The organism is Pseudoalteromonas sp. A25 (assembly GCF_009176705.1).
In the GTDB taxonomy this organism is placed as follows: domain Bacteria; phylum Pseudomonadota; class Gammaproteobacteria; order Enterobacterales; family Alteromonadaceae; genus Pseudoalteromonas.
Genome location: NZ_AP021847.1, coordinates 237,344 through 263,032 on the forward strand (window position 1 = coordinate 237,344; position 25,689 = coordinate 263,032).

A 25,689-nucleotide genomic window follows, 5' to 3' on the forward strand; every position below is an offset into this window, starting at 1 on the left:
TATGTGTTTTTTTATAAAAATTTTCCATTCATCATATGGATAATAGAGATAGCTATGTTTAAATTTAATACTATGGCAGTGCGTACGATTGCTGTCGCTCTACTATTTACACCTTATACAATTGCAACTGCTGGCGAGAATCATGATCACCATAACGAGCAGCCACAAATCACCGACTCTGATAACCACGCACAAAATACCTTAGTCTCTTTAACTCAACGTCAGATAAAGACGGCGAATATTCAGGTTTCTGAGCTACAGCCCAGATTTTTAATGCAGCACCACTATGCCCCTGGTGTACTAAAAGAAAACGGCTACACCAGCTATATCGTATCCCCTCGTACAGACTCAGTAATCATGACTCGACATGTCGCTTTGGGGCAAAAAGTAAACCAAGGCGATAAACTGATCACGCTTTACAGCGAATCAATGGCTGATGCTCAAGCCGATTATATGGTCTCTCAGAGCGAATGGTTACGCATTCAAAATATGCAAAAGCAGACGCTCAGCGAAAGTGAACGCGTTGTTGCTAAAACTCGTTATCTTGCAAGCGTTGGGAGGCTAAACGCTTTGGGCCTGAGCCATGAAGCGATATCAGCTTTGACAACACAAAGCGATATCAAGCTGGGTCAATACACTCTCTATGCACAAGTCAGCGGAGTAGTTTTACAAGATGACTTTACCCAAGGGCAACGCGTAAATACAGGGCAAACATTGTTACGCTTAGCGGATGAACAAAACCTTTGGGTTGAAGCACGCTTATCAGCCAATGACAATGAATCCATTGATATTAAAAGTACAGCAAAAGTGCAGTTCAAAGAAGATACATATCATGCCAAGGTGATTCAAGAGTCTCACACTATTGACCCTATCACTCGCACTCGAACCGTTCGCTTGGTAGTTAATAATGCAGATGACCGTCTTCATGCAGGCATGTTTGTGAACGTATATTTCAACTTGCCAAGTAAACAGCCACTATTAGCGGTGCCTGAAACGGCATTAATGCAAAATGCCGATGAAGAATGGCAAGTATTTGTGCTCAATGACCACAACCAGTTTTTACCACAAAGAGTTACACGAGGACGCCCCTTTGGTGACTTGGTTGAAATTAGCGGCTTACCTGCAGGCACACAAGTGGTTACTCAAGGCGCATTTTTCATTTCCTCTGAGTTTGCCAAAAGCAACTTTGATATTCATAACCATTAAGCGAGGCGCATATTATGATCAATCGCTTAATTGACTGGGCTATTACAAACCGCCTACTCGTTGTTTTGCTGCTTATAGCTATGATAAGCGTTGCAAGCGTTTTAATTCCAAAACTCAACCTAGATGCATTTCCAGATGTCACTAACGTACAGGTAACCATCAATACACAAGCTCCGGGCCTTGCAGCAGAAGAGATAGAAAAGCTGATCACCTATCCTATTGAAGCCGTAATGTATGCTTTGCCAAATGTCGAACAAGTTAGATCGGTGTCAAAAACAGGGCTGTCTGGGATCACGGTCGTATTCAAAGAAGGAACTGACATTTACTTTGCACGACAACTGGTTTTTGAACGTTTGCAGGCTGCAAAAGCCCTAATACCTGATGGATTAGGCACCCCAGAAATGGGCCCAAACACCTCTGGTTTAGGGCAAATATATCAATATCTACTTATCAGCGACCCAGACTCAAACATTGATACGATGCAACTAAGAAGCATCAACGACTGGGTTGTGAAACTCTTACTCATGCCCATCGATGGGGTTACCGATGTGTTGTCTTTTGGAGGAGAAGTCAAACAATATCAAGTAAATATAGACCCGACTCAACTTATTGCTTACGGATTGTCGCAACATGACGTCATTGCAGCGCTCAAACAAAATAACGAGAATGCGGGAGGTTGGTATATGCAACGGGGGCAAGAGCAACTCGTTGTAAGAGGCATGGGGTGGTTTAACAGCGGTGCACAAGGTATCGCAGAGCTCAAGCAAGCCCCGGTTAAAACCATTGACGGCACCGTGATCACCATAGCACAGGTTGCAAATGTAGAGCTTGGCAGTGAGATTCGCCAAGGTGCAGTGACCATGACGCGAAAAGACGAGTACGGAAAAATACAACATATGGGCGAGGTCGTAACGGGTATTGTCCTTAAACGAATGAATGCCAACACCAACAATACGATTGAGGGTATAAAGCAACGGCTAAAGCTGATTGAAAGCACTTTGCCAAAGGGAGTACGTTTTGAGCCGTTTTATGATCAAGCAAATTTAATTAAGCAGGCAGTAAGTACCGTGGTTCAGGCTTTGAGCATCGCGTTTATATTAATCATCGTAATACTCGCGCTATTTTTAATGAGCTTAAGAGCCACTTTTTTGGTACTCATATCCATTCCAATATCTATTGCAATCGCTTTAATGCTCATGTCTTGGTTAGAGATATCGGCTAACTTAATGTCACTTGGGGGCATCGCCATTGCTATTGGCATGTTAGTTGATGGTTCGGTAGTAATGGTAGAGAATATTTTTAAGCACGTAAGCCAAAACAATCAGTCCAATCCTGAGATAATCGCACAAGCGAGCAAAGAAGTTGCTCGCCCGGTTATATTTGCCGCTGTGATTATTTTAATTGTATTTGCACCTTTATTTAGTTTTGAAGGCGTTGAAGCAAAGTTGTTTCAGCCCATGGCACTGAGTATTATGCTGGCATTAGTCAGTGCAATATTTGTTGCAGTTATAATTGTACCTGCTCTGGCTAGCTACTTATTCAAATATAAGTTATCAACACGAACAAGTATATTTTTTACACCTATAGAGCACTGCTATGGCAAATTACTAAGCAAAGCATTAGCAAAACCTACCTTCATACTGCTAACGGTTTTATCACTATTGATCGCAACAGTCACAATAACACCTAAAATTGGGACTGAGTTCGTCCCAGAACTTGAAGAAGGCACTATTAATTTGCGCGTAACTTTGGCGCCATCAGCGAGCTTAGATACAGCCCTTTCGGTTGCCCCAAAGCTTGAGGAAAAGCTACTTACATTTCCTGAAGTGACATATGCACTGAGCCGTATTGGTCGCGCTGAAATTGGAGGTGATCCAGAACCGGTCAACAACATTGAAATATACATTGGCTTAAAACCAATACAACAATGGCAAAGTGCAAAGACGCGCCATCAATTGCAAAACTTAATGCTGGATAAGTTAGCCGCACATCCAGGCTTACTATTTAATTTCTCACAACCTATCGCCACCCGAGTAGACGAATTACTATCAGGTGTAAAAGCACAACTAGCAATAAAGCTATTTGGCCCTAACCTTGAAGTACTAACCGAAAAAGGCAAGCAAATAGAAGCGCTTATCAAGAAAATAAATGGCACCACCGATGTCGCACTAGAGCAAATTGCAGGAGAAGCACAGCTTATTATTACACCTAATCGCCAACAGCTTTCTCGCTATGGCCTCTCTGTTGCTGACATAATGTCTTTAGTTCGCAATGGCATTGGCGGAACCAGTGCGGGGCAAATCATTAACGGCAATGAACGTTATGATATTTATGTGCGCTTCGCAGAACAGTTTAGAGCGAATGCCCAAGTGATTAACGATCTTAGACTTCGCACTACCGACGGTGCTTGGGTAAAACTTAGGGATATAGCTGAGGTCGAATTAAAGTCAGGACCACCACAAATCAGACGAGAAGACGTTCAGCGAACGGTGGTAATACAAGCGAATATTCAAGGCACAGACATGGGGAGCGCAGTCTCTCAAATACGCTCTGAGATTGACACTAAAATCAAGCTGCCAGCGGGATACTCTGTGGTGATTGGTGGACAATTTGAAAGCCAACAACGTGCTCAAAAGCGATTAAGCTTGGTAATACCACTGTCTTTAATACTGATAGCCTTATTGCTGTATATTGCATTTTCTTCGGTTGCACAAGCTATGCTCATTTTGATAAATGTGCCATTGGCAGTCATAGGCGGTGTATTTGCACTGTATATATCAGGGCAATATTTATCGGTGCCCAGTTCAGTCGGGTTTATAACACTATTCGGTGTCGCTGTACTCAATGGCGTTGTACTGGTTGAAAGTATCAATCAGCGCATAAAGACAGGCGAAGACAGCAATAGCGCGATATATCACGGTGCATTATCTAGACTAAGGCCCATAATAATGACTGCGCTTACTTCTGCTTTAGGGCTTGTGCCGATGATTTTATCAAGCGGTGTTGGGGCTGAAATTCAACGACCCCTAGCAACGGTTGTCGTTGGTGGACTCGTATCTTCAACCTTACTTACTTTGTTTGTTTTGCCCATTCTATTTAACCGCTTTTCGGCATACAAAATAACTGAAATGCAAAGAGGGCAATAAAATACGTTTAAAAACCATCAATTAGTAGCACCCTAATTCAGATAATAAATGTGCTACTGATTGATAAATCATACGATGCGTTTTGGGTATACAAAAATTAACTGTAATGCGAATTATAATCAATATTTAACCGTATGATTTTTATGGCTTTTTTGTTGACAGTATAGTACTTTTCTATAAACTGGCTCCCTATTAGTTACTAACAGGTAGATGTTATGAAAGGTAAGCAACGAGTTATTGATGCATTTAATGCACTTTTAGCCAATGAATTGGCAGCAATCGACCAATATTTTATTCACTCTCGCATGTATGATGATTGGGGCTTAAATAAGCTGTACGAGCGTTTAAACCACGAAATGGAAGAAGAAACGACTCATGCAGATTGGTTAATAAAGCGTATATTGTTTTTGGAAGGTACGCCGAATATGACTAAACGTCGCGACCTTTTAATTGGTAGTGACGTACGCTCTATGATGCAAAACGACTTAACTCTCGAACTAGAGGTTGTTGAAAGTGTAAAAGAAGCAATAGCAATTTGTGAAGAGGAGCAAGATTATCAGTCTCGTGAAACACTTGAAAAGTTGCTTTTCGATACCGAAGAAGATCATGTCTATTGGCTTGAGCAACAACTTGGCTTAATGGATAAAATCGGTACGCAAAACTATATTCAGTCGCAATTATAAGGAGCCAATATGAAAGGTGATAAAGACGTTATCGCTTCGCTAAATGCAGTACTTGCGAACGAACTAGTAGGAATTAACCAATATTTTTTACATGCCCGTATGTTTAAAGATTTTGGTTTTAGTGTACTGGATAAAGCTGACTATAAAACCTCTATCCAGAAGATGAAAAATGCTGACAGATTAATCGAACGTATTCTGTTTTTAGAAGGTCTTCCAAATCTGCAAAGCCTTGGACGCCTGCGAATTGGTGAGAACAGTGAAGAAATGATTGCGGCAAATATGGCGTTTGAGCAACAAGCATTGATAGATCTGAAGGCAGCCATAAAATTAGCAGAAGAAAAACGTGACTATATCTCAAGAGAAGCACTAGACAATATTTTGAACGAACAAGAAGAGCAAATCGATTGGCTTGAAACCCAACAAAGCCTAGTCAAAACAATGGGTATTGAAAACTACCTTCAGTCTCAAATATAAGCATGAAACAAAAAAGGGCCCTCAGGCCCTTTTAGCATCAAATATAAATCGTTATTAAGCAACTTGATCCGTCACATCGACTATCTCAATGAGTTTTTCATTTAAGATCTTTTTAGTACAATTTGTACACTTACCACACTGAGTGCCCACGCCGAGCTCTTTACTAAGCTCACGCATACTCGTCGCGCCTTCATCAATCGTTTGGGCAATTTTTTTGTCCGTCACACCGTGACAAATGCAGATGTACATGAATACAAACCAATCTCAATAACATTAACTGATACAGAGTTTAATCTAAACAAAAATAGTTATCAACTACACAATTACAAAAAATGAGAATTATTGTCATTCCGATAAATTTAAACCATTGCAACACATTGCGTGCCATCACATTTGTGCTTTCATGTGATTAAGTAAAATCTATACTAAAGTGTATATTAAGGCTTTACAGAAAGAGATGATTAGCCAGTTAGTTCCTGTTGCAGAAACTTTAATTATGTTGAGATAAAAATTAAACATCATGTTAATTTGTGAATTTAACCTACTTCGCTACTACACAGTGAAATGATATAATCTAGTACGGTTACCGTGGTGTCAGAAATCAGGGAACAGTCAAAAATATAACTTATTAATCAAAGGACATTTAGATGTACCAACGCTGTATGCTTATTTTATTTGTTTGCATAATATTTGTTTTGCACAACAATGCAATTGCAGTGAACAGCGATACAATAAATCGGCTTTCTACTGCAGAAGGGTTGTCTCAAGCAAGTGTAAGCAATATTGTTCAGGATAAACACGGGTATGTTTGGATAGGCACACATCTTGGGTTAAATAGGTACGATGGCGACTCAATAAACGTAATCAATAAACCTGTCAACCTTTCGACCAAACATATCTCATTACTCAAACTATTAGACCAAGATACTCTATTCGTTTCGACAGCGTTCAGCGGTGCTTACCTCATTAATATTGATACGCTAAATATCGAGCAAGTATACTCAGGCAAGCTATCAGCAAACTCTAATACATTTTCAGAAATTACTGCGGCTATCAAAGTAGGTCATTTTTTATATGCAGGCATTGATAATAATCTTTACCGAATAGATCTTACTTCGAAACGCTCAACCTTTGTCACCTCACTTGATAAACACAATTATGTTCGAGCATTGCTTAAATTTGATAAACAAATATTGATTGGCACAAACCATGGCCTATTCAACTTAAACCCCGAGTCAGGACAGCTTGAAAGACTTGAGTTTCTTGATGAACCATTTAGAACCAGTCTCAACAGTAATATAAAGTTGTTGAAAGTCGACCCAGCGATAGGCTTGCTAGTAGGTACCGTTCAAGGTTTATATGCGATCCCGATAAACAATAAGTCGTTGCAATTGCATGCAGCCTATACACTCGTGCCACATTACAATATATGGGCTCATGAGATAACCCCTCATGGCGAACTTATTGCGACAGAGCTTGGGCTTTTTAAAATAAACCGTAGCACCAAATCTGCAGAGCAACTTCTATCACTACAACAAAGTAAATATGAACTCCCACAAACAAGCATTACAGACTTAATGTATGATAAGCAGGGTAATATATGGATGGCGACGCTCAATCAGGGGGCTTATTTTTGGCCAATGCCATCTCTACGGTTTAAAACACTCGGTGCGAATAACCCTAATTTAAACAAAAATATATGGTCAATTTACCAAGACGAATCAGGCGAAATTTGGCTGGGCACAGATAATGGCATCTTGAGATATCATTCATTAGCAGATACTAGTCCACAGCGTTACTACGAAAATAATGACATTAAAGCTGCTTATGCAAGTAATGCCGTTTATCAAGTGTTTGGATCCAGCACCAATAAATCAGATGAACTATTTTTAGAAACACTCACAGGCCTCAAACTACTCAGCAAAACAACTGGCCATATACGCCTCCCCCCCTTAGCTTCTCAATTACCAAATAACCCTTTCGAAACACTAAACTGGGGCGCGCGTTTATTACACGGCGAACAAATTGCATTTATAAGTAAACAAGGTTTTTTTATTTATGATATTAAATCTCAAACAGTTCATCCCCTCTCTCAGTTAACACAACAAGTTGATATTGGCACCGCTTATAAGTTCTTGCCCCCTTTGCCATCAAGGCCCAATGAGCTCCTTCTTAGCACAGAGCAACAACTCATTAGTTACAACCAAGAAACAGGCACAGTAACCAAAATATACGAATTTACAAAAACAGATTCTGAACGTTTTTCAGTCATTGATAGCTGGGTAGCAACGCCAAACGGTACAATTTGGCTTGCAAGTTCGATAGAGGGTCTAGTTGCACTGAATGAACATGACTTCTCAGTTAAATTTAAAGTAAATACCGCATCAGGAGATGGCTCTCAAACTTTATACCAGATGCAGCCTGACAACTTTGGAAACTTATGGGTAAGCAGTCAATCAGGACTCATACGTTACAATATTGAAACGGGCCAAATTAAAAAATTTAATACAAATAATGGACTGCCCAATAGTGAATTTAACGCTAATGCCAGTTCAACAATTAAAAACGCAAAGCTCGCCTTTGGCACTATCAGTGGCATGGTGTGGTTTTCTCCAGAAGACTTTATTGACACCTCCAACTCTGAGTCATCCCTTTCAATCACTGACATAAACCTAATGACTCGTAGCTTAAATTACTTCCCAAGCTTTTTAAGCACGCAGTCTCTGGTGCTTAACCACGATGATTTAGGACTTAGCATAAAGTTTAGCAATTTCGATTTTGCACAGCAGCAAGTTTATAACTATCGTGCTAAGTTAGACGGTCCAACCTCTATAGAATTTGACTCTTTAAAGGCGAACCACTTGTTTTTTAACCAGCTGAAGCCTGGCAAGTACACACTTGCTATTGAACAGCAAATGCTTGGCAGCGACAAAGTTGTTGATACGATTACACTGCCATTCAAGGTAAAACATTCAACCTTTGGCTCTCCTTTCGCTTGGGGAGTGTATATTGCCTTTGCCATGTGTGCTCTAGTCATCATAATATGGCAAAGTAGGCAAAAGCGCCGGGAGATAGAATCAGCTTTACAAGAAGTCACTGTTAGCAAACAACAAACAGAAATGGCATTAAACACCACCCGCAGTGGAGTATGGCAAGTCGACTTGTCATCAAAAATGATAACGCAGAGCAGAAATATTGACTGCTCCTTGAGTAAATCAAAAGATGAGAAAATACCATTAAGAAATTATTTTGACCTTATCCACCCAGATGACCGCCATCAAGTTAGCGTTATTTGGGAACAAATACTCCAGTCGGCCACAAATCAACAGTTTTCTCTTACGTACCGAGTCAAGAGCGGTGATGAGCCATGGCGTTGGTATCATGACATTGGACAAGTACTGAACTTTGATGAACAGGGCAATCCCGAGCAAGTGACTGGAATTTATACCAATATTACAGAGCAAAAAGCCATTGACTTACGTGCTAGTATACTCGGCGAAGCTTTCAGTAAGGTCAGCGATTGGATCTTAATCTTAGATGCAGAATTGAATCCACTATCAGTCAATACAAGCTTTTGTAAAGCATTTGAATTAGATGAAGAAACAGCGATTGAAGAGCTTTCATTTCGTAAATTAGCTCAAGTCGTTGGCCTTAATCGATTAAATAGTTTACTCAAAAGAATACATGAACTTGGTCCCAACCAACACATACGACAAGAGCTAACAGTTAAAACTTCTCATCAAGTAGCGCATCCGATCCACTTGAGTATCAACGCAATATCAAAAAATGAAGAGCTTATAGAGCATTACGTCATTGTGATATCTGATTTGACAGATCAAAAACAAGCAGAGAGTGAGCTTCGATATCTGGCAAACTTTGATACACTCACTAAACTGCCTAATAGAACTTTGATGCTACAACACATTGAATTTGCTTTACATAATGCTGAGCTATCTGGTAAATATTGCGCATTGTTATTTATTGATCTAGATAAATTCAAACCGATTAATGATGCCTATGGTCACCATACTGGAGATCAACTACTCATTAAAATCACAGAGCGGATCTCAAGCAAGTTAACGAGTAATTGTATACTTGGCCGTCAAAGTGGTGATGAATTTTTAGTTTTAGTGAAAAATGTGCACTCTCCCCATAAGCTCAGTGAGCTGGCCACGTTGCTACTTGAATGTCTACCCAATAAAATTGAAATTGGTGGTATCTCCATGAGTATATCCGCAAGCATCGGAGTAGCCATGTACCCTTTTGATGCAGATTCACCTGAAATGCTGATCCGTAATGCAGACATCGCCATGATCCATGCTAAACAATCAGGAAGAAACGGCTTTAAGTTTTTTACCAGTCAAATGAACACCCAGTTTTCACGTAAGTTAACGTTAGAAAATGCACTAAAAACGGCCTATCGAGAAGGGAAAATATACAATAACTACCAACCTATCGTGAATATCATTAGTGGCAGAGTCGTCGGTGTTGAGCTGCTAATGAGGTGGACTCATGAAGGAGAAGCGATTTCACCCATGGACTTTATTCCAATTGCTGAGGAGGTTGGGCTCATCGAGTTGATGACCGAACAGGCACTTAAACGTGCTCTCTATGAGTTGAACCAGTTTATTGTTAATGGCAGAGACTTCTATCTATCACTCAACCTTTCTGCTGTGCATATATTAAAAACGGACATAGCTCAAAACCTTCTTAACATTCTGCGCGCTTTTAATCTTAGTCCCAGCGTACTGCGCCTAGAAATCACCGAAAGCTCCCTAATGGAAGATACTGACTCTGCTAAACGGTCACTTGACGCGCTAAAACGGGCTGGTTTTGTTTTATTGCTAGATGATTTTGGTACAGGTTACTCTTCACTCACTTATCTAAATCAATTTCCTATAGATATTATTAAAATAGATCAGGGATTTGTTAGAAAGATGAATGTACTAAGCAGTAACAAGTCCATCATTAAAACGATATATTTGCTTGCTCAAAGCTTAAATATGTCGTGTATAGCTGAAGGAGTAGAAACCAGCGAGCAACTAGCCTTTCTAAAAGATCTAGGCTGCCACTTAATGCAAGGCTATTATTTCTCTCCCCCAGTGAACGCAGAAAAGCTAGAGGGCGTTATAGCAATGAGTACTCACTGAGCTTCAACCTCATCAATTGAGTCCCAGTGTCTGGTTACTAATGTCTTGAGTGTTCGGCAATACTAACTTTACTTAATAAACTTTGTATTGCTGCATCGCTCGGAACAATAACTCTTTATCGATGGGTTTAGCAACGAAACTATCCATACCTACTTGCAAACACTTTAGTCGGTCTTCATTATATGCGTTGGCAGTAATAGCTATAATATAAGGCTTGCCATAAACATCGGGCTGTTTGCGAATATGCTCCGTGCACTCGTAACCATCCATATTGGGCATTTGACAGTCCATTAGCACGATATCAACGTGATGCTCTTGCAAAAACGCTAACGCTTCAACACCGTCCATCGCTTTATTAAGATTACATTGCGTGCTTTGCAAAGCTTTAGACACCACAATTTGATTAACCATATTATCTTCAACAAGCAATACACTGACACCACTTAAATTCAGCTGAGTACCCTTTTGCTCTATTTCAATAGGTAATTCAGCAATCGAAGCAGGAATTGTGAGTGTAAAGCAGCTCCCCTCTCCCTCTTGGCTCTGAACCACTAGGTCGCCATCCATTAGACTCGCCAGACACTTTGATATAGTCAGTCCAAGCCCTGTTCCTCCATAGCGTCGAGTCGTAGACACATCCAACTGAGTAAACTCTTTAAATAGCTGTTGCTGTTGTTTTTGGGTTATACCTATCCCGGTATCTTGAACGCTGACCATCAAAGTGCCATTGTCATATTCAACCTTTAAAGTAATTTTGCCTTGCTCAGTAAACTTACCTGCATTGTTGAGCAAGTTATTGACTATTTGAGTGACTCTTAGTGAGTCTACTAATAAACAGGGCGGAAGTTGTGCCGACAATTGATATTCAAATTCAACATTGTCTTTTAATCCTGCTTGCTTAAAAAATGATGCTAATGTGTCAAACATCTTCAAAATGTCTGTCGGATGCAAATCTAAAGTCAAAGCTCCTGCTTCAATTTTCGAGTAATCCAAAATATCATTAAGAATCAACAACAAGCTTTTTGCCGAAGTATGTACAATATCTAATTGCTTTAACGTTTCTTCATCCCCTTTTTTTTGCTCGATCAAAATCCCCGTTAAACCAATAATACCGTTCATAGGTGTACGAATTTCGTGACTCATATTAGCTAAAAAGCGACTTTTTGCTTTGTTCGCGTTGTTGGCAGATGCAACAGCTTCTAAGAGTTCTTCCGTTTTTTCGTTAACCTGTTGCTCAAGCTCTCGATTAAAGTTAGTCAGCTTTTTATTCAGCTCTTCATTCTCATTATTTGCCAGTTGCAACTTTGAGAAGCTCATCGTTAACTTAAACGCCAACTGATTAAAGTGCTGCTGTAGTGTTATTACCTCTAAACAACTGACCTCCTCTCCCGCAGAGTTCTTTAACATTGTGCTTGGCTCAAACCGATTGATATCTTCACTCAGAGCTTTAATCGGCTTTACCAAAAAGCGTGATAGCTGACTGACAAAAAAGCTACTTAAAACGATGATCACAAGCGCCAATAGTAATGACTTCAACCATGCAGAAGCTGCTGCTAGGCGTATAATATGACCTTCTAATAGTGTTACTACCGTCCAATTTAATCCTTCAACTTTAACCGCATGGCGATAATAAACGTCTCCTGAGCTCGTGGTATACGACACTAATTGGTTATCCAACCAACTGGCTAAAACCTCTGAATCAACAACATCAAGAGTATTAAATGATTCACCTAATGAACTAAAAACAACTTTATTATCATTATCTAGTAAAACGATATCACCTTTATGGGCGAGAATATTAGGCTGAAAACGTGAAAAGGAACCAAATAATAATGATCCTTCAACAATCCCTTTAAATTGCTCTGCGTCAAAAATAGGGGCTGAGATCGCTATAATCAAATCACTCCCAAAACTGCGTCCCTTAAAAATAGACGAAATATAACCATCGGGGTAATAAGGGGCTTGCACAAAGTAATCTCTGTCAATCACAGACACTACTTCACTGACCGCGTTGCTGTTAAATACGCTAGGATAAAACGCGCTGACTCTACCATTTTGATCTGCAAATATCGCTGTTTTCAGATCAGGCTGTAAATCAACCAATGATTTGATAACAGCGTCTTCATCTAACCCAAGCTCTACCGACTTTGCGGCACCAACAACCGCTCGACGGTAAGACTGTAAATAATCATCTAGTTGCTCACTAATATTATTAGCTGAGGTATGCAGCTGCTCTTGCACTTCAAATTCGATGCGACGATAACTATTATTGGTCAATACAATTGAAGTAATTAACACTACCAACACTATCAGTAGACTTACGGTATAGTTCAATATTGAACTTAAAGGGTGCGCTCTCCATAGATGACGAATGAAGAAGAAGCTTAATAAATCGGTTATCGCAAGGTAAAGTGCAGCATTAATAAAATACTTAGCTAATGCAGTTGCAATAACGAGATTGGGCAACTCCAGTAGGTAATAACCAAAAAGTAATAATATAGGTAACCCCACGGCTAGCCAAAATCCAAGGCCCCGTGCAAAGAATGGCTTTCCTCTTGAAACACAAAATACCTGTAACCACACTATCTCTAAGAGGTATACAACCGAGGGCCAACTATGTCCCCAACGATAAAAAATAAAGCATCCGCCGAGTGCGACAGCTAAACACGCATATTTCCAACCGAATAATACTAGGCACAACAATACGAAAAGTTGGCCGAACAAAAACTCCGACGCATCTAAGAAAAAAAATGGCAGTAAATTAGCCCCCCCTCCCAACGTACCTAAAAGGAGCGTTACAAGTAAGGGGGTATATTTATGAAGATAATTCGGCACACAAGATTCCCAAAAAAATACCACTTAAAGGTAAAAGAAAATGCTCATAATGCCAAGTAATTAGAGTAATTTGCTAACAAAAAACTATTTGAAAGCGCCTATCACAATGCATTAGGCACTGTTTTTCAAATGTAACCCGGCTAGTGGGCAGGGCATTGGTGACTTTCAATCTGAAGCACACACTGGTGCGCATCAAAACGGCGTTGTAAAGCTTGCTCTACTTGCACTCTACAAGAGGCATCATGTAGTTCAATCGTGCAATGATGCTTTAGCACAATATGCGCACCAATAGCGAGCATACCCTCGACTTCACTAACCGTTATATTGTGAACACTTTCAACGTGTTCAGTGGCTAAAATCACTTTCTCGACATGAGTCGCCTTAGGCAAAGCAATTTGAGAAAAAAACAATCCATTAATACAACTTCTAACCACTTTAACACCAGTGAACATAACAAAAAGTGAAATTAATAAGCTTGATACCACGTCTATTATTTCCCACCCAGTTACATAGATCATTACACCGGCAAAAAACGTTGATACGGTAGACAGTAAATCAAAGAACGAGTGCAAAAAAACAGCATAAACATTGATGCTGTCTTTACGGCCTTTGTAAAGCACCCATGTTGACAAGCCATGAAATAAAAAGCCAATCCCAGCAATAACTGACATTAAATATGAGTTAACTTCGAGTTGATGACCATCGCTGTGATGCATAAACCTTTGTGCACCTTCCACAATGATGAGTATTGATATAGCCAAATATAGGATGCCATTGATTAGCCCGCCTACATATTCGGCTTTTTTGTAACCATCATTGAAGGTTTTCGCTAAATACACGGCGATACTAGACGCGATAACAGCAATAAACAAAGAGCTGTTATGTACAAACAAATGCCCAGCATCAGCCAATACAGCTAAAGAGTTAGCGTAATATGCGCCAACTAACTGAATAACCATAAATGAGCAGGTAATAGCAAGCGCGATGAGTAATCTGCGCCTAGAATCTTGGTGAGTTGTGATGTCAGTCATCGACAGATGGAAAACCTTAAAATTGAAATGCACCGCGAGGGTAATGATATAAAGTCACAATTGTAACTATTTTTAAGTGAAGACGCACCAAAAACCTGCAGAACAGCAAGTAATTCTAATTATTTCTTATTTTAATAAAATTCATTAACGACTTTATTTGCTACTTCCCGAAGTACTTTAATGTCGTCTTCATCAAAGGTGCGAGGCTCAATATCAATTAAACACAAAGTGCCTAATGCTGTGCCATTTTCATGAATTAATGGTGCTCCGGCATAAAAGCGAATGTAAGGAGGGCCAGTTACTAAAGGGTTATCACTAAAACGCACATCTTTCAGTGCATTTGGTACAACAAAAACATCGTTACCTAAAATAGCGTGACCACAAAACGAAATATCTCTAGATGTCTCGCAGGCATCTAAACCAACTTTTGACTTAAACCACTGCCTATCACTATCAACTAGGCTAATTAGAGCCACTGGCACACAAAACACATGAGCTACGAACTCAGTCAATCTATCTAACTTCGGATCAGGCTCTGTGTCTAACAATCCTAGCTGATTAAGCGTTTGAATTCTCAGCGGCTCATTTTCTGGTTTTTCGGGTGTTTTCATATCTTAAGTTAAATAGCAATTTATAGGCCTTGTTCTATAGTAGTTTATTAAACCCTGTTAGTGATAGATATATGCAAGAAATCTTTAAAAAGTTCATATGCTTTCCCCTCTTATTAGGGTGTTTTTATTTACTAGATGGGATCTCTAAGCGTTACTATATTGAAAACGAGAACCTAAAGATGCATCAACAGGTGCTCCTCAATAGTGAGCGCTTTCTCCTTCTAGGAGAGATAATTTTTTCTTTGCAAAAAGAGCGCGGCTTTACCTCTGTTTTTTCTCACTTTGGTGGTTCTAGTTCACGCCAACACTTATCGACTTATCAAAACGATACACAGCTTCAATTTAATGAGCTTATTCACACTTTAAACGAAGCCAACAATGGCACCAATGGCACCAATGGCAATACGGTTGACATACTTAACGGCCTTCTTCAAAGGGTTTTAACGATAAGAAGCCAAATCAAATCTAAAGAAATAACAACAGAACAGTCCTTTACTCAATACACGCAGGTAATTGATTCGCTGTTAAATATGCTCTTGGCTTTCAAACATAAAACTTTTGTTGGAGTCAATACTAGCAAAACAACATACCCAGATTTATCTGCTTATGTAAATTTAATAGAGGCAATAGAATATGCAGGAAAACTGCGAGCAAAAACAGGCAAACTTTTAAACTTTTCAAATACTAAAGGTGCACAGCTCACCCCTACTATTTTTTACCTAAACGCTAACTTAAATAGCTCACTCAGTGATATACATGCATCAAAAAAAGTCAACGATGCACTCGTAGCAATCGAGAATTCACAAGAGCGATTGCAACTCAACACCTTGATCAATGCTTTAAGAGCTAACAACCAAGCGAATATGTCGGCCGCTACTTGGTGGGAGGTCAGTACACGCTACATTGATATGCTTACTCTTGTAAGTAAAACTATTGTTGCCGACGGCCAGTCATTCGCTCAAGAGTATGTCAGGACAACAAACATCAAATCCCAACTTATGATTGCCACATTTGTAGCAGTTGCATGTGTAAGCTGTTTTTTATTCTACGCGATATGGCAGTTAGCAAAACCAAAAGGCGTGAACAAACATGCCGCAGTCAGCTATTGGCAACTTTCTCTCGTACTATTTTCAATATTGTTAGTTATGCTACTTGCTCACAAAGTTAGTCAAAGGGAGCTTGAAGGCCAACTAAAACTGCAGTTAACTAGTGAGCTTAAAAATAATGCTGTACACACATTAAAAAGCGCTGAGGCGATTTGGTATGAACCGGCAAAAAGCGAATTAATGGCTATTCAAAAAGCGCTATTTCCTCTAACTCAAATACAAATAGAAGCGCAACCGATACTTTCTAAGTATATTTCTAATGCCAATGTTGCAATCTACGACATACAAAATAAAGCGTGGTTGATTAATGAAAATAACCAATTAAAAACAGCACTTGAACAAATAAAAGGTCAATATAAGGCTGTTGAGCAAGGAAAAATACTTTTAACCACCGTCTATCGAAATAACAAGCTAAGCGCACATTTTGTAACCCAGTTAGTGAGTCAGCAAGGCGTTCTACCCTATCAGATTTGGTACTCTCTTACAGATCTTTCTCCTCTTATATCGATACTCAAATCACCTTTTTTAGAGTCAGACTCAAATATCATCTACTTTGACAATCGTAATATAGTAACGAACAAGGGCATTTACAAAAATTTAAAAAAAGCGGCAAGCAAAAGTCATAGTAATACAATTGAACCACTATTAAGCCCTCAGACCCCTCGTCAATACAAAAACTATTTAGATAAGGAAGTAATCGGCGTATTAGTTTGGAACAATGAGTTGCATATTGGTGTTGGTGCAGAACACGAACTAGCCTCTGTTGATGCTATTGTACAAAATGTGCAACAAGAATTTTCTATTCAGTTATTTATATTGCTGTCATTGGGTGGAGCAATTCTATTATTCACATACAAAATACAAAATAGCGCATTCTCTCAATTAAAACACTCTGAGCAACAGCTAGAAAAAGACAAAATCCAACTCAACAATGCCCAAAAAATAGCGAATATGGGGTCTTGGGAGTGGAGCTTGGGGCAGTTACACATACATATTTCAAAAGAACTCTCTAATATGCTCAACCTACCGAGAGAGGCATCACAATACTCCGCTCGAAGTATTCTTAGATTTATCGAGCCTGAAAGTCGTCATCAATTAATCAAAGCCATCAAAGGATACAAAATCCTAAAATCAATAACTCTTCAATTGACCACGCAGAACTTACCCAACATCACACATGTTGATTTGGTAGCAAACTGGCAAGCCTCTGAACACGACGAACACGGGCCTTTAGAAAAAACATTGGTGGGTATCGTCAAAAATGTAACCCTACTGGTCATGGAGCAAAACCGCCAACAAAGACAGCAGGCAGCCCTAAGAGCGGCGCGAGAAGCAGCTTTAGCTAAAATGGAAGAAGCAGATCAGCAGCGCCACGCCTTAGAAGTAGCTCTCAAAGAAAACAAAGAAACAGAACGGTTACTGCAACAAACTTTAGATAGTATACCCGCATTCATTTTGCTACTAGATTCACAAGCAAGAGTAACCTTAGTTAATCAGTACTGGTTTAAAACTCAGCATGCAGATCAGTTTAGCGGAGGGCTGTTTTTAAACACCTTCTTCAATGTAGGTGATGACTGTATTGATGCGATCAATACATTACCTTTGACAAAAAATAAGCCTTTAATAAATGCTCTTCGAGAGGCTAAATTTCAAGACAGCTATTTAGCGGAACTAGAATGTGAATACGTAATCACAGATGGGCCAATATGGTTTGAGGTGATCATAACGACTCTTGAGACTCATAATGGCAAATCAATTTTGATGTACCAACATGATATAACACAAAGAAAACAAGATGCGATGCAGCTAGAAGAGGCAAAGGCCAAAGCGGAGCTTGCCAACGATGCAAAATCTCGTTTTTTAGCGACCATGAGCCATGAAATTAGAACCCCTATGAATGGTGTTGTGGGCATGCTTGACTTGCTTAATCAAAGTAACCTCAGTGCAGAGCAAAGCCACTTAACCTCAGTGGCTAAAAACTCTTCACTTATGCTTCTTGGGATCATCAACGATATTCTCGACTTTTCGAAAATCGAAGCTGGGAAAATGGTCATCGATAAAGTCCCCTTTAATTGGCACAATGTTATAAAAGAAATAGCCGAGCTGCTCGCTCACCAAGTAAAAGAAAAGCATCTACAAATGTACTTTCTGTTTGATCCTGAGCTTGGATATTGGCAAATAGGCGATCCAATCAGAATACGGCAAATATTACTCAACCTCATTGGCAATGCCATAAAGTTTACTAAAACATCATCAAGTAAAATTGGCCTTATTGAAGTATCAATTTCGAGTGCAAAGCACGATCAGCATCAGTTAGAAATATCAGTTTCAGATAACGGTAAAGGCATAACCGAAAAGCAGCAAACACTGCTATTTAAACCCTTCACTCAAGCAGACGACAGTATACAGCGTGAATACGGAGGAACAGGGCTTGGCCTGTCAATAACCCAAAAGCTGGTTACTATGATGCAAGGATCTATTGATTGTCGCAGCACAGAAAATATTGGAAGCACTTTTAAGATCACCTTGCCCTGTGCAAAGACGACACACAAACAAGCAGAAATAGAAATCATATTCAAAGATGTGAGTGTTTGCATTTTGGGGGATGAAGATATTTTTGAGTCCGACTTAGAGGCAAACCTGACAGCCCACGGTGCAAAGTGTTCAATCATTAATTGGGTTAATGTAAGCGATAACAATATACATGCGTTAAACGTAAACTATGTCATTGTTACACTTGAACGTTATCAACAAATCATCACCGCTAACTACCAATTCCAACTTGATAATAAAAAAACAAGTTACATTATTTTGGTCAATAATAACTTCACTATCCCTTTACCAAAAGAAAGTTGCTGTGAGGCGATTTACTTTAACCCATATTACAGCTTTAAAATCATTGAACATATCGCAATTCGAGAGGGTATTATTAGCCCAGAGATTTTGCCAACACAGCTAATTAGTAACGACCACCCTTTACCAACTATTGAGCAAGCCCAGCAACAAAACCAACTTATTTTAGTAGTGGAAGACAACACATATAACCAAGAAGTATTTAAACGCCAACTGAGTATATTGGGCTATCAGTGCATGATTGCAGAGCATGGAGAGATGGCCCTTGACTTTTTAGCCTCTCATTCTTTTGCACTCGTCATTACAGATTGCCACATGCCAATCATGGATGGGTATACCTTTACCAAAAAGTATCGAGAGAGAGAACACCTGAGCTCGGCACAAAAAGAGTTGCCAATAATCGCTGCAACTGCCAATGCGCTAAGCGGAGAGCGCAACAAATGTATTGCTTGCGGTATGAACGACTACATTTCTAAGCCTATTGAACTAAACAACCTAAAAAATTTACTTCAAAAATGGATGCCTTCTGCAATATCGAGCAATAATACAGCAAAACCAGAGAATAAAACTAATCAAGACAACAAAAATGTACTTGATTTATCACAGCTTGCTACCTATGTTGGCGACGATACAAAAATTCAGCATTTATTCTTAAAGAACTTTATCGCAGACTCAACTCCCTTAATGAGTGCTCTACAAAAACGAGCGAAAGATTTTGAGCTCGTAAAAAGTTCGGCTCATCAATTAAAGTCATCAGCCAAAGCCATTGGCGCCAATGAACTTGCCAACCTCTACTTGGAAATTGAACAAGCAGCAAAAGCACAGCACAGCGACAAAATACTCGATATGCTTCCTAGCTGCGTTTCTATATTTAATGAGGTATGTTCTGAAATTACATCTATACTGGATCTAAACGAATGACACTTGTTTTGAACCAAATCTATGCATGACCCCAAAGGCTGGCTAATGGATGATAAAGACTTATTAAACATAATTGCCATAGATGATAACGGACTAATTTTAACACAGCTAAAATTATTGTTATCACAGTCATATCATGTGAATTTCTCGGGTTTCACCAACGGGCCAGATGCACTGTCTTTTTTAAAACAACATCCTACCGACTTGATATTTTTAGATCTCAATATGCCAGGGATGGATGGCATAGAAGTACTTCGGCATTTATCCGATATAAATATCTCTGCATCTATCGTGTTACTCAGTGGAGAAGATAACAACATTATAAAAATGGCAAAAAATCTAGCTCAAATGAGAAACTTAAATGTCATTATTGGTATTGATAAACCAATAACAGCTGGGCAAATCAAACAACTTATAGAGTCCTTATTCAAGTTGCCTCATCACAAGTCTTCCCACCTTACACAACGCGCTTTTAATTTGGAAGAATTAAAAACTGCGATTGAAGCGGAACAAATGTGCTTGTATTTGCAACCTAAAGTTACTCTGTCAAATGAAGAGGTTATTGGCGCGGAGTTCCTCGTAAGATGGAACCACCCAGAGTTTGGTGTATTGTCACCCTTTTACTTCATAGATTTAATTGAGCATTCAGATCTCGTACATGACTTCTCTATTTTGGTTGTTAAAGAAGCCTTTGAGTTCATAGAACAGCACTTTGAACTTTTGAAGTCACTTACTTTCAACATAAATTTAAGTGTAAAAAATCTAGAGGATTTAAAACTACCTGAGCGACTTGCCGAGCTGGCTAGTACTTATAATGTACCTACTGATATGATTGTCTTTGAAGTCACAGAAAGCTTATTGATCGAAAACTTAACTCAATCTCTTGATGTGTTATTAAGATTGAGGTTAAAAGGTTTTTCACTGTCGATTGATGACTTTGGTACAGGCTACTCCTCAATAAAGCAATTGAGCCAAATTCCATTTTGCGAGCTAAAACTGGACCGTTGCTTTATTCATGACTGTGCAATTGACACCGACAAGCAAGCGATTATTGAAGCGACCGCCGCGCTTGCACAAAACCTAAATTTAAAAGTGGTTGCTGAAGGTATTGAGCAGCAACAAGACCTCGTATTTTTGGGAAAATACAACATCGATTATGGGCAAGGTTACCTATTCGCACTTCCCTTAGAAAAACTCAATTTTCTAAAAAGTATTGAGTCGCAAACCAATTACAACACTCAAAGCAGACAAGCTCTGCTGCGCGGTTAAAAACCAACCTAAATACCTAGCTGTAACTTTTACCTACCCCCTTGTCTGCTCACTTGTCTGCTCAAGAAAAGTTAGCAAACATTATCAATCGCACCTACGGTACATTATCTGCGTTGTCACTATAACGAACAATTATTTTATTCGGTAATATAATATGTTGTACCAGTAAAAGCGTTCTTTCAGGAATACACTATGACTTTAAAAAATACGACAAAGCACAGCTACAGGCAAAGGTTACTGAAGGTCATTGACTACCTTTATCAGCATACTGATATGGACTTAGACGTAAACTCGCTCGCAGAGCTTGCCAACATGTCTGCTTATCACTTTCATCGTATTTACCGAGAGTTTACTGGCGAAACAATTAATTCTACCGTACGAAGAATGCGTTTGTTTAAAGCGGCAACTTTACTATTACACAGCCGTTTAAGCCAAGCTGATATTGCAAAGCAGGTAAAATACGCCAGCGTAGAAGCCTTTAATAGGGCTTTTACCAAGCATTATGGTGAAACACCTAACCAATACCGTCTTAATCGCAGTGCCCAGCAACTTGAACAATCTGTGTTTTATCCGACACGCCCAAAGGAGTATAACCAGATGTACAACGTAGAACGTATACAAAATGACAAACTGACATTAATCGGATTACCGCATCAAGGTGATTACATGCAAATTGGTCAAGCTTTTGAGAAGTTAGGCATGTTAGCAGGTAGCGCAGGATTGCTTAATGAGCATTCACGCTCTTTCGGAATTTACTATGATGACCCAAAAACCGTCGATACCGACAACTTAAGGTCAATGGCATGCATTAGTATTGATAACCCTAACGTCGAGTTACCAGATGAACAGTTACAAATTATTGAGCTACCAGCAGGCACAGCGCTAAGTGTGCTATTCCAAGGTGATTATACGGAATTAGACAAACCCTATGATTGGCTGTTTGGTCAATGGATCCCAGAAAATCAAATCGAGCTGGCCGACTTTCCACCATTTGAAGAGTATTTAAATGATGTCAAACAAACTCCCCCCTCAGAATTATTAACCCGCATACATTGTTTAGTTAAATAACTAAAATGCGCTGTACTAACACAGCGCATTTCTTTTTCTGAATACCGTTAAAGAACCCCAAAATGCGTCTTATACCAATTGCATTAAATTGGTGATCAGATATTGCGACAGATAAATGGCTTAGTAACAACGCAAATATTTCGCTATGTAGTTATTCTACATGAGAAATATTTAACGCAGTTAATGAGTTATTTAGCTCGCTAGAATGACCAATGTATTAATAAAATTGGTATTACGTCACTCATCTGCTATGCCTCAGTTAATGAGCAACCTTCTTGGGCATTAAAAAACATTTTTAGTTCTATCATACCAATGTGATGACAGGGAAATAGTACACCTGCCAACACATAAGCATGTTTAAAGCTGTGGCTGAACGTCTAGCCCATAACCAAATACAACAGCAAGCACTAAAACAGTGCTTGCAGCAAGCATTAACTTGGCTAAAAGCGGCAAACAAAACCTAAACCAATGAGTGTAAGGCACACCAGCCATACCAATAATGCCCATAAGTACGGCATTTGTTGGCACGATCATATTCGACAAGCCATCACCAAACTGATAAGCCAAAACAGCAACTTGACGCGGAACGCCGACCAAGTCACCTACCGGTACCATAAGTGGCATAGTGACATAAGCTTGGCCTGAGCCTGATGGAATAAATAAATTAAGTAAGGTTTGAATAAACAGCATACCAACTGCCGACACTTCGGCTGCAACATAAGACAGTGGCGTGGATAGGCCGTTAACAATAGTGTGTAAGATTTGCCCATCTTCTAAAATTAACGCTATGCCTCGAGCGACCCCGATAAGTATGGCTGTTGTGACGAGATCTGACACCCCTTCTATAAACTTATGCGCCGCTTCATCGGCAGATAACTTACCAATCACTGAGATCAACACACCCCAAGCAATAAAAAGCCCGCCCAGCTCATATAAGTACCAATGCAACGTAGCGATACCCCATACAGCAACAACCAGCGTTGCAATAAACGACAGTAAAACGAGCTGATGACGTTTATTCAATAATGGGTAATTTTGTTGAGCCTGACCTGCCAGCGGGCATTCTACCCCTTTCATCATTGACAGCTCTGGGTTCGCTTGAACGCGCTTGGTGTAGCTCCAAACATGGTGGAAGCCAATTAAAACAAAAGGCAAAAAGATAGCTAACCTAAGCCAAATGCCTGAATAAACTGGAATATCAGCGATCTGCTGAGCGATTATTACGGTAAATGGATTAAACGCTGAGACACCATAACCAATTCCATAGCCTGCGATTATCATACCTACAGCGGTCATCGCATCTAGTTTCATAGCCTTACACAATGCCACTAGGATCAAAACAAACGGAATATACTCACCCGCCGTACCAATAGTGCTAGATGCCAGCGCAAAACAAAACACCACCATAAAGATCAGTTTTTGAGGTTTATCCCCATGCTTTTCTAACAATCGACCTATTAGCGCATCGACCGTTCCGGTTGCTCTTGCAATCGATAAAACACCTCCAACAATAAGCACAAAAAAGATCACATCTTGTGCAGCAGCAAAGGCTCGAGGTATCGCTTTAAGTAAATCCCATGGCGTCAGTAGCTTCGTATTTTCAGCCAAATGATATGTACCAGCGAGCACCATTTGACGGCCAGACTCCGTCGTTGCAGTATCAAAAAAACCTTGTGGGATAACCCAAGTGGCAACAAGTGCAATGACCATCATACCCAAAAGTAATATCAAGGTATGAGGCACTTTTATCATTTGTCCCATATAAACAGCCTCTTCATTCTTATCTTTTTAAGTGGCGACATATTACCGATATCAGGCTCAAACTTCACTATGTTTTTAGGACACGGTTGCACAGAGCTTTAGACGTAAAGCACCTATTTTAGACATAAAGAAGGGTCGGATCTAACGCCATCACTTACACTTAAGCAGCTTGACGAGTTTAAGTGCCAAGATACTGCAACTTGAAACTCTTCTGAACGACCCGTCTAGCGCATAGCTAACAACATTTTGCTGATTAAATACTTGTTATGGCCCTTGGGTAACGAGTTGGCCAATTCTTTGCGCCAAAGACATATCTTTGCGATGCAACTTAATTTGCTCTTTAAACATATCAAGTTGCAAGGAAGTAAATTGCTCAGTATTAAATTGCTTGATGTAATTCGGCGCGCCCTTATACAGACAAACCTGCTCTGGCATTTCAGTGCGAAAGTGCACATCATTTGGAAATACAACGCAACCATCTACATGGTGCTCTACATCTAATAACCCTTTAACCCACTTTATTTTTTGCGATAACTCGGTCATCGGGTTATCAAAGTAATATCTTTCGTCGTCGATGCTCTGTGTCCAAAGATCAGAGTGTGCATCTTCCCAAATAGCACCCGCTTGACGTTGATATTGCACAACAAAGATACCGAATTTTGAAACAACCAATTCATCAATTTGGTGCATTTTACCATCAGCAAAAAAATACACTTTTCCTGTTAAGGTATACGCTGACTTAGGTAACGCTTTAGCTAAAACGTAGCTTAAAAGCAACCGGCTTGCTTGATGATAAAGTACTCTGCGTGTGTAAGGCCAAACAGTCACAGCGACCACCAAAATACTCGCAATCAACAATATTAGCCACACATAACGACCCACATAAAGCCAAGGAGAGGTCTGTTGTTGAGTTGGCGTATACCCTTGCATTTGAGGGTTTGCAAGTGGCGTTGTTTGGTTGCTCGGTTTATTCGCATTAGGGCTTACTTTAAGTTGCTTAGTCGGCTCTGTTTGTTCAGAGTCCGCTACTTTTTCGTTCGAAGTTAATTCAGCGCCTGGCGAGGGTTGTTGCCATTGCAACTCAAATAGGCGTTTTTGCTGCGCGATTTCTTCACTGCAATAAACATGTTCCTGCGTGGTTTTTTGAGTTTTAGCACAGCGTTCCGAGGCTTGGTAAAATTGTAGCCATGCGCTATGCTTATCGGCATTTTGGTAAGGTTCAACAATTTGCTTTAAACGAGTTGTTGCAACTTGTAGAACCGGTTTATTGTCGTTTTTTACTGAAGCTGTGGGCTTTTTTTGAGGTTCTTTTAGAAAATCACTGTTTGGACAAAATTGCCTTAAGCGCTCTTCTAAACGCTGTAGCCGATTATACGAAGGATCCCCTTTTTGATTTGCCCCTGAACGAACTAATTGCTCAGCCTCGCTCACAAAACCCCGACACACATCAGGCGCAAGTGTTGCTTGTGCTTGCACATTGAGTGTGCAAGTCACGCAGATACTCAACAAGAGTAAACTTGCTCTGCGGGGCTTTAGAAGGTCGAGGTATCGACTGAACAATATCGTTAAAGTCTT

Annotated in this window: 14 protein-coding genes; 8 read left to right on the top strand and 6 right to left on the bottom strand. The window is 39.7% G+C overall.

What is annotated here, in order from left to right:
- The first annotated feature begins 54 nt into the window (after positions 1 to 54).
- The 4 genes from GDK41_RS17720 to bfr (GDK41_RS17735) all read left to right on the top strand — a co-directional run bounded on the left by GDK41_RS17720 (position 55) and on the right by bfr (GDK41_RS17735) (position 5,509).
- A complete protein-coding gene (locus tag GDK41_RS17720) occupies positions 55 to 1,206 on the top strand; it encodes an efflux RND transporter periplasmic adaptor subunit (RefSeq protein ID WP_152087809.1) in 1,152 nt (383 codons plus the stop codon).
- A 14-nt stretch (positions 1,207 to 1,220) separates the two neighbouring features.
- The gene (locus GDK41_RS17725; RefSeq protein ID WP_152087810.1) at positions 1,221 to 4,352 is read left to right on the top strand and encodes an efflux RND transporter permease subunit; all 3,132 of its coding nucleotides are present in this window, start codon (positions 1,221 to 1,223) and stop codon (positions 4,350 to 4,352) included.
- A gap of 215 nt (positions 4,353 to 4,567) precedes the next feature.
- The gene (bfr, locus tag GDK41_RS17730) at positions 4,568 to 5,035 is read left to right on the top strand and encodes a bacterioferritin (protein WP_152087811.1); all 468 of its coding nucleotides are present in this window, start codon (positions 4,568 to 4,570) and stop codon (positions 5,033 to 5,035) included.
- A 9-nt stretch (positions 5,036 to 5,044) separates the two neighbouring features.
- A complete protein-coding gene (bfr, locus tag GDK41_RS17735; RefSeq protein WP_152087812.1) occupies positions 5,045 to 5,509 on the top strand; it encodes a bacterioferritin in 465 nt (154 codons plus the stop codon).
- A gap of 54 nt (positions 5,510 to 5,563) precedes the next feature.
- Here the strand turns inward: bfr (GDK41_RS17735) and GDK41_RS17740 are convergent, their stop codons facing one another.
- Positions 5,564 to 5,758: a bacterioferritin-associated ferredoxin gene (locus GDK41_RS17740; RefSeq protein WP_152087813.1), complete on the bottom strand. Its 195-nt coding sequence runs from the start codon at positions 5,756 to 5,758 to the stop codon at positions 5,564 to 5,566.
- Positions 5,759 to 6,225: 467 nt separating this feature from the next.
- On the opposite strand from GDK41_RS17740, the gene GDK41_RS17745 reads away from it, so the two are divergent.
- A complete protein-coding gene (locus GDK41_RS17745; protein WP_232056605.1) occupies positions 6,226 to 10,659 on the top strand; it encodes an EAL domain-containing protein in 4,434 nt (1,477 codons plus the stop codon).
- 72 nt (positions 10,660 to 10,731) lie between these two features.
- On the opposite strand, the gene GDK41_RS17750 is transcribed toward GDK41_RS17745, so the two are convergent.
- The 3 genes from GDK41_RS17750 to GDK41_RS17760 all read right to left on the bottom strand — a co-directional run bounded on the left by GDK41_RS17750 (position 10,732) and on the right by GDK41_RS17760 (position 15,136).
- Positions 10,732 to 13,494: a hybrid sensor histidine kinase/response regulator gene (locus GDK41_RS17750; RefSeq protein WP_152087815.1), complete on the bottom strand. Its 2,763-nt coding sequence runs from the start codon at positions 13,492 to 13,494 to the stop codon at positions 10,732 to 10,734.
- A gap of 140 nt (positions 13,495 to 13,634) precedes the next feature.
- On the bottom strand, positions 13,635 to 14,525 hold the full coding sequence (locus GDK41_RS17755; RefSeq protein WP_152087816.1) for a cation diffusion facilitator family transporter: 891 nt from the start codon (positions 14,523 to 14,525) through the stop codon (positions 13,635 to 13,637).
- A 131-nt stretch (positions 14,526 to 14,656) separates the two neighbouring features.
- Positions 14,657 to 15,136: a GAF domain-containing protein gene (locus tag GDK41_RS17760; RefSeq protein WP_152087817.1), complete on the bottom strand. Its 480-nt coding sequence runs from the start codon at positions 15,134 to 15,136 to the stop codon at positions 14,657 to 14,659.
- A gap of 71 nt (positions 15,137 to 15,207) precedes the next feature.
- Between GDK41_RS17760 and GDK41_RS17765 the strand changes: the two genes are divergently transcribed.
- From GDK41_RS17765 to GDK41_RS17775, 3 genes are all read left to right on the top strand, one after another.
- Positions 15,208 to 20,016 (top strand): ATP-binding protein, encoded by a 4,809-nt coding sequence (locus GDK41_RS17765; protein ID WP_152087818.1) that lies wholly within the window; start codon positions 15,208 to 15,210, stop codon positions 20,014 to 20,016.
- A 45-nt stretch (positions 20,017 to 20,061) separates the two neighbouring features.
- Positions 20,062 to 21,285: an EAL domain-containing response regulator gene (locus GDK41_RS17770; protein WP_172971671.1), complete on the top strand. Its 1,224-nt coding sequence runs from the start codon at positions 20,062 to 20,064 to the stop codon at positions 21,283 to 21,285.
- A 192-nt stretch (positions 21,286 to 21,477) separates the two neighbouring features.
- The gene (locus tag GDK41_RS17775) at positions 21,478 to 22,353 is read left to right on the top strand and encodes an AraC family transcriptional regulator (RefSeq protein ID WP_152087820.1); all 876 of its coding nucleotides are present in this window, start codon (positions 21,478 to 21,480) and stop codon (positions 22,351 to 22,353) included.
- A gap of 357 nt (positions 22,354 to 22,710) precedes the next feature.
- Here the strand turns inward: GDK41_RS17775 and GDK41_RS17780 are convergent, their stop codons facing one another.
- On the bottom strand, positions 22,711 to 24,114 hold the full coding sequence (locus GDK41_RS17780) for a YfcC family protein (RefSeq protein ID WP_152087821.1): 1,404 nt from the start codon (positions 24,112 to 24,114) through the stop codon (positions 22,711 to 22,713).
- Positions 24,115 to 24,378: 264 nt separating this feature from the next.
- Positions 24,379 to 25,608 carry a nuclease-related domain-containing protein gene (locus GDK41_RS17785; protein ID WP_172971672.1) on the bottom strand — a complete coding sequence of 410 codons (1,230 nt, stop codon included), beginning with the start codon at positions 25,606 to 25,608 and terminating at the stop codon, positions 24,379 to 24,381.
- Positions 25,609 to 25,689: the final 81 nt, after the last annotated feature.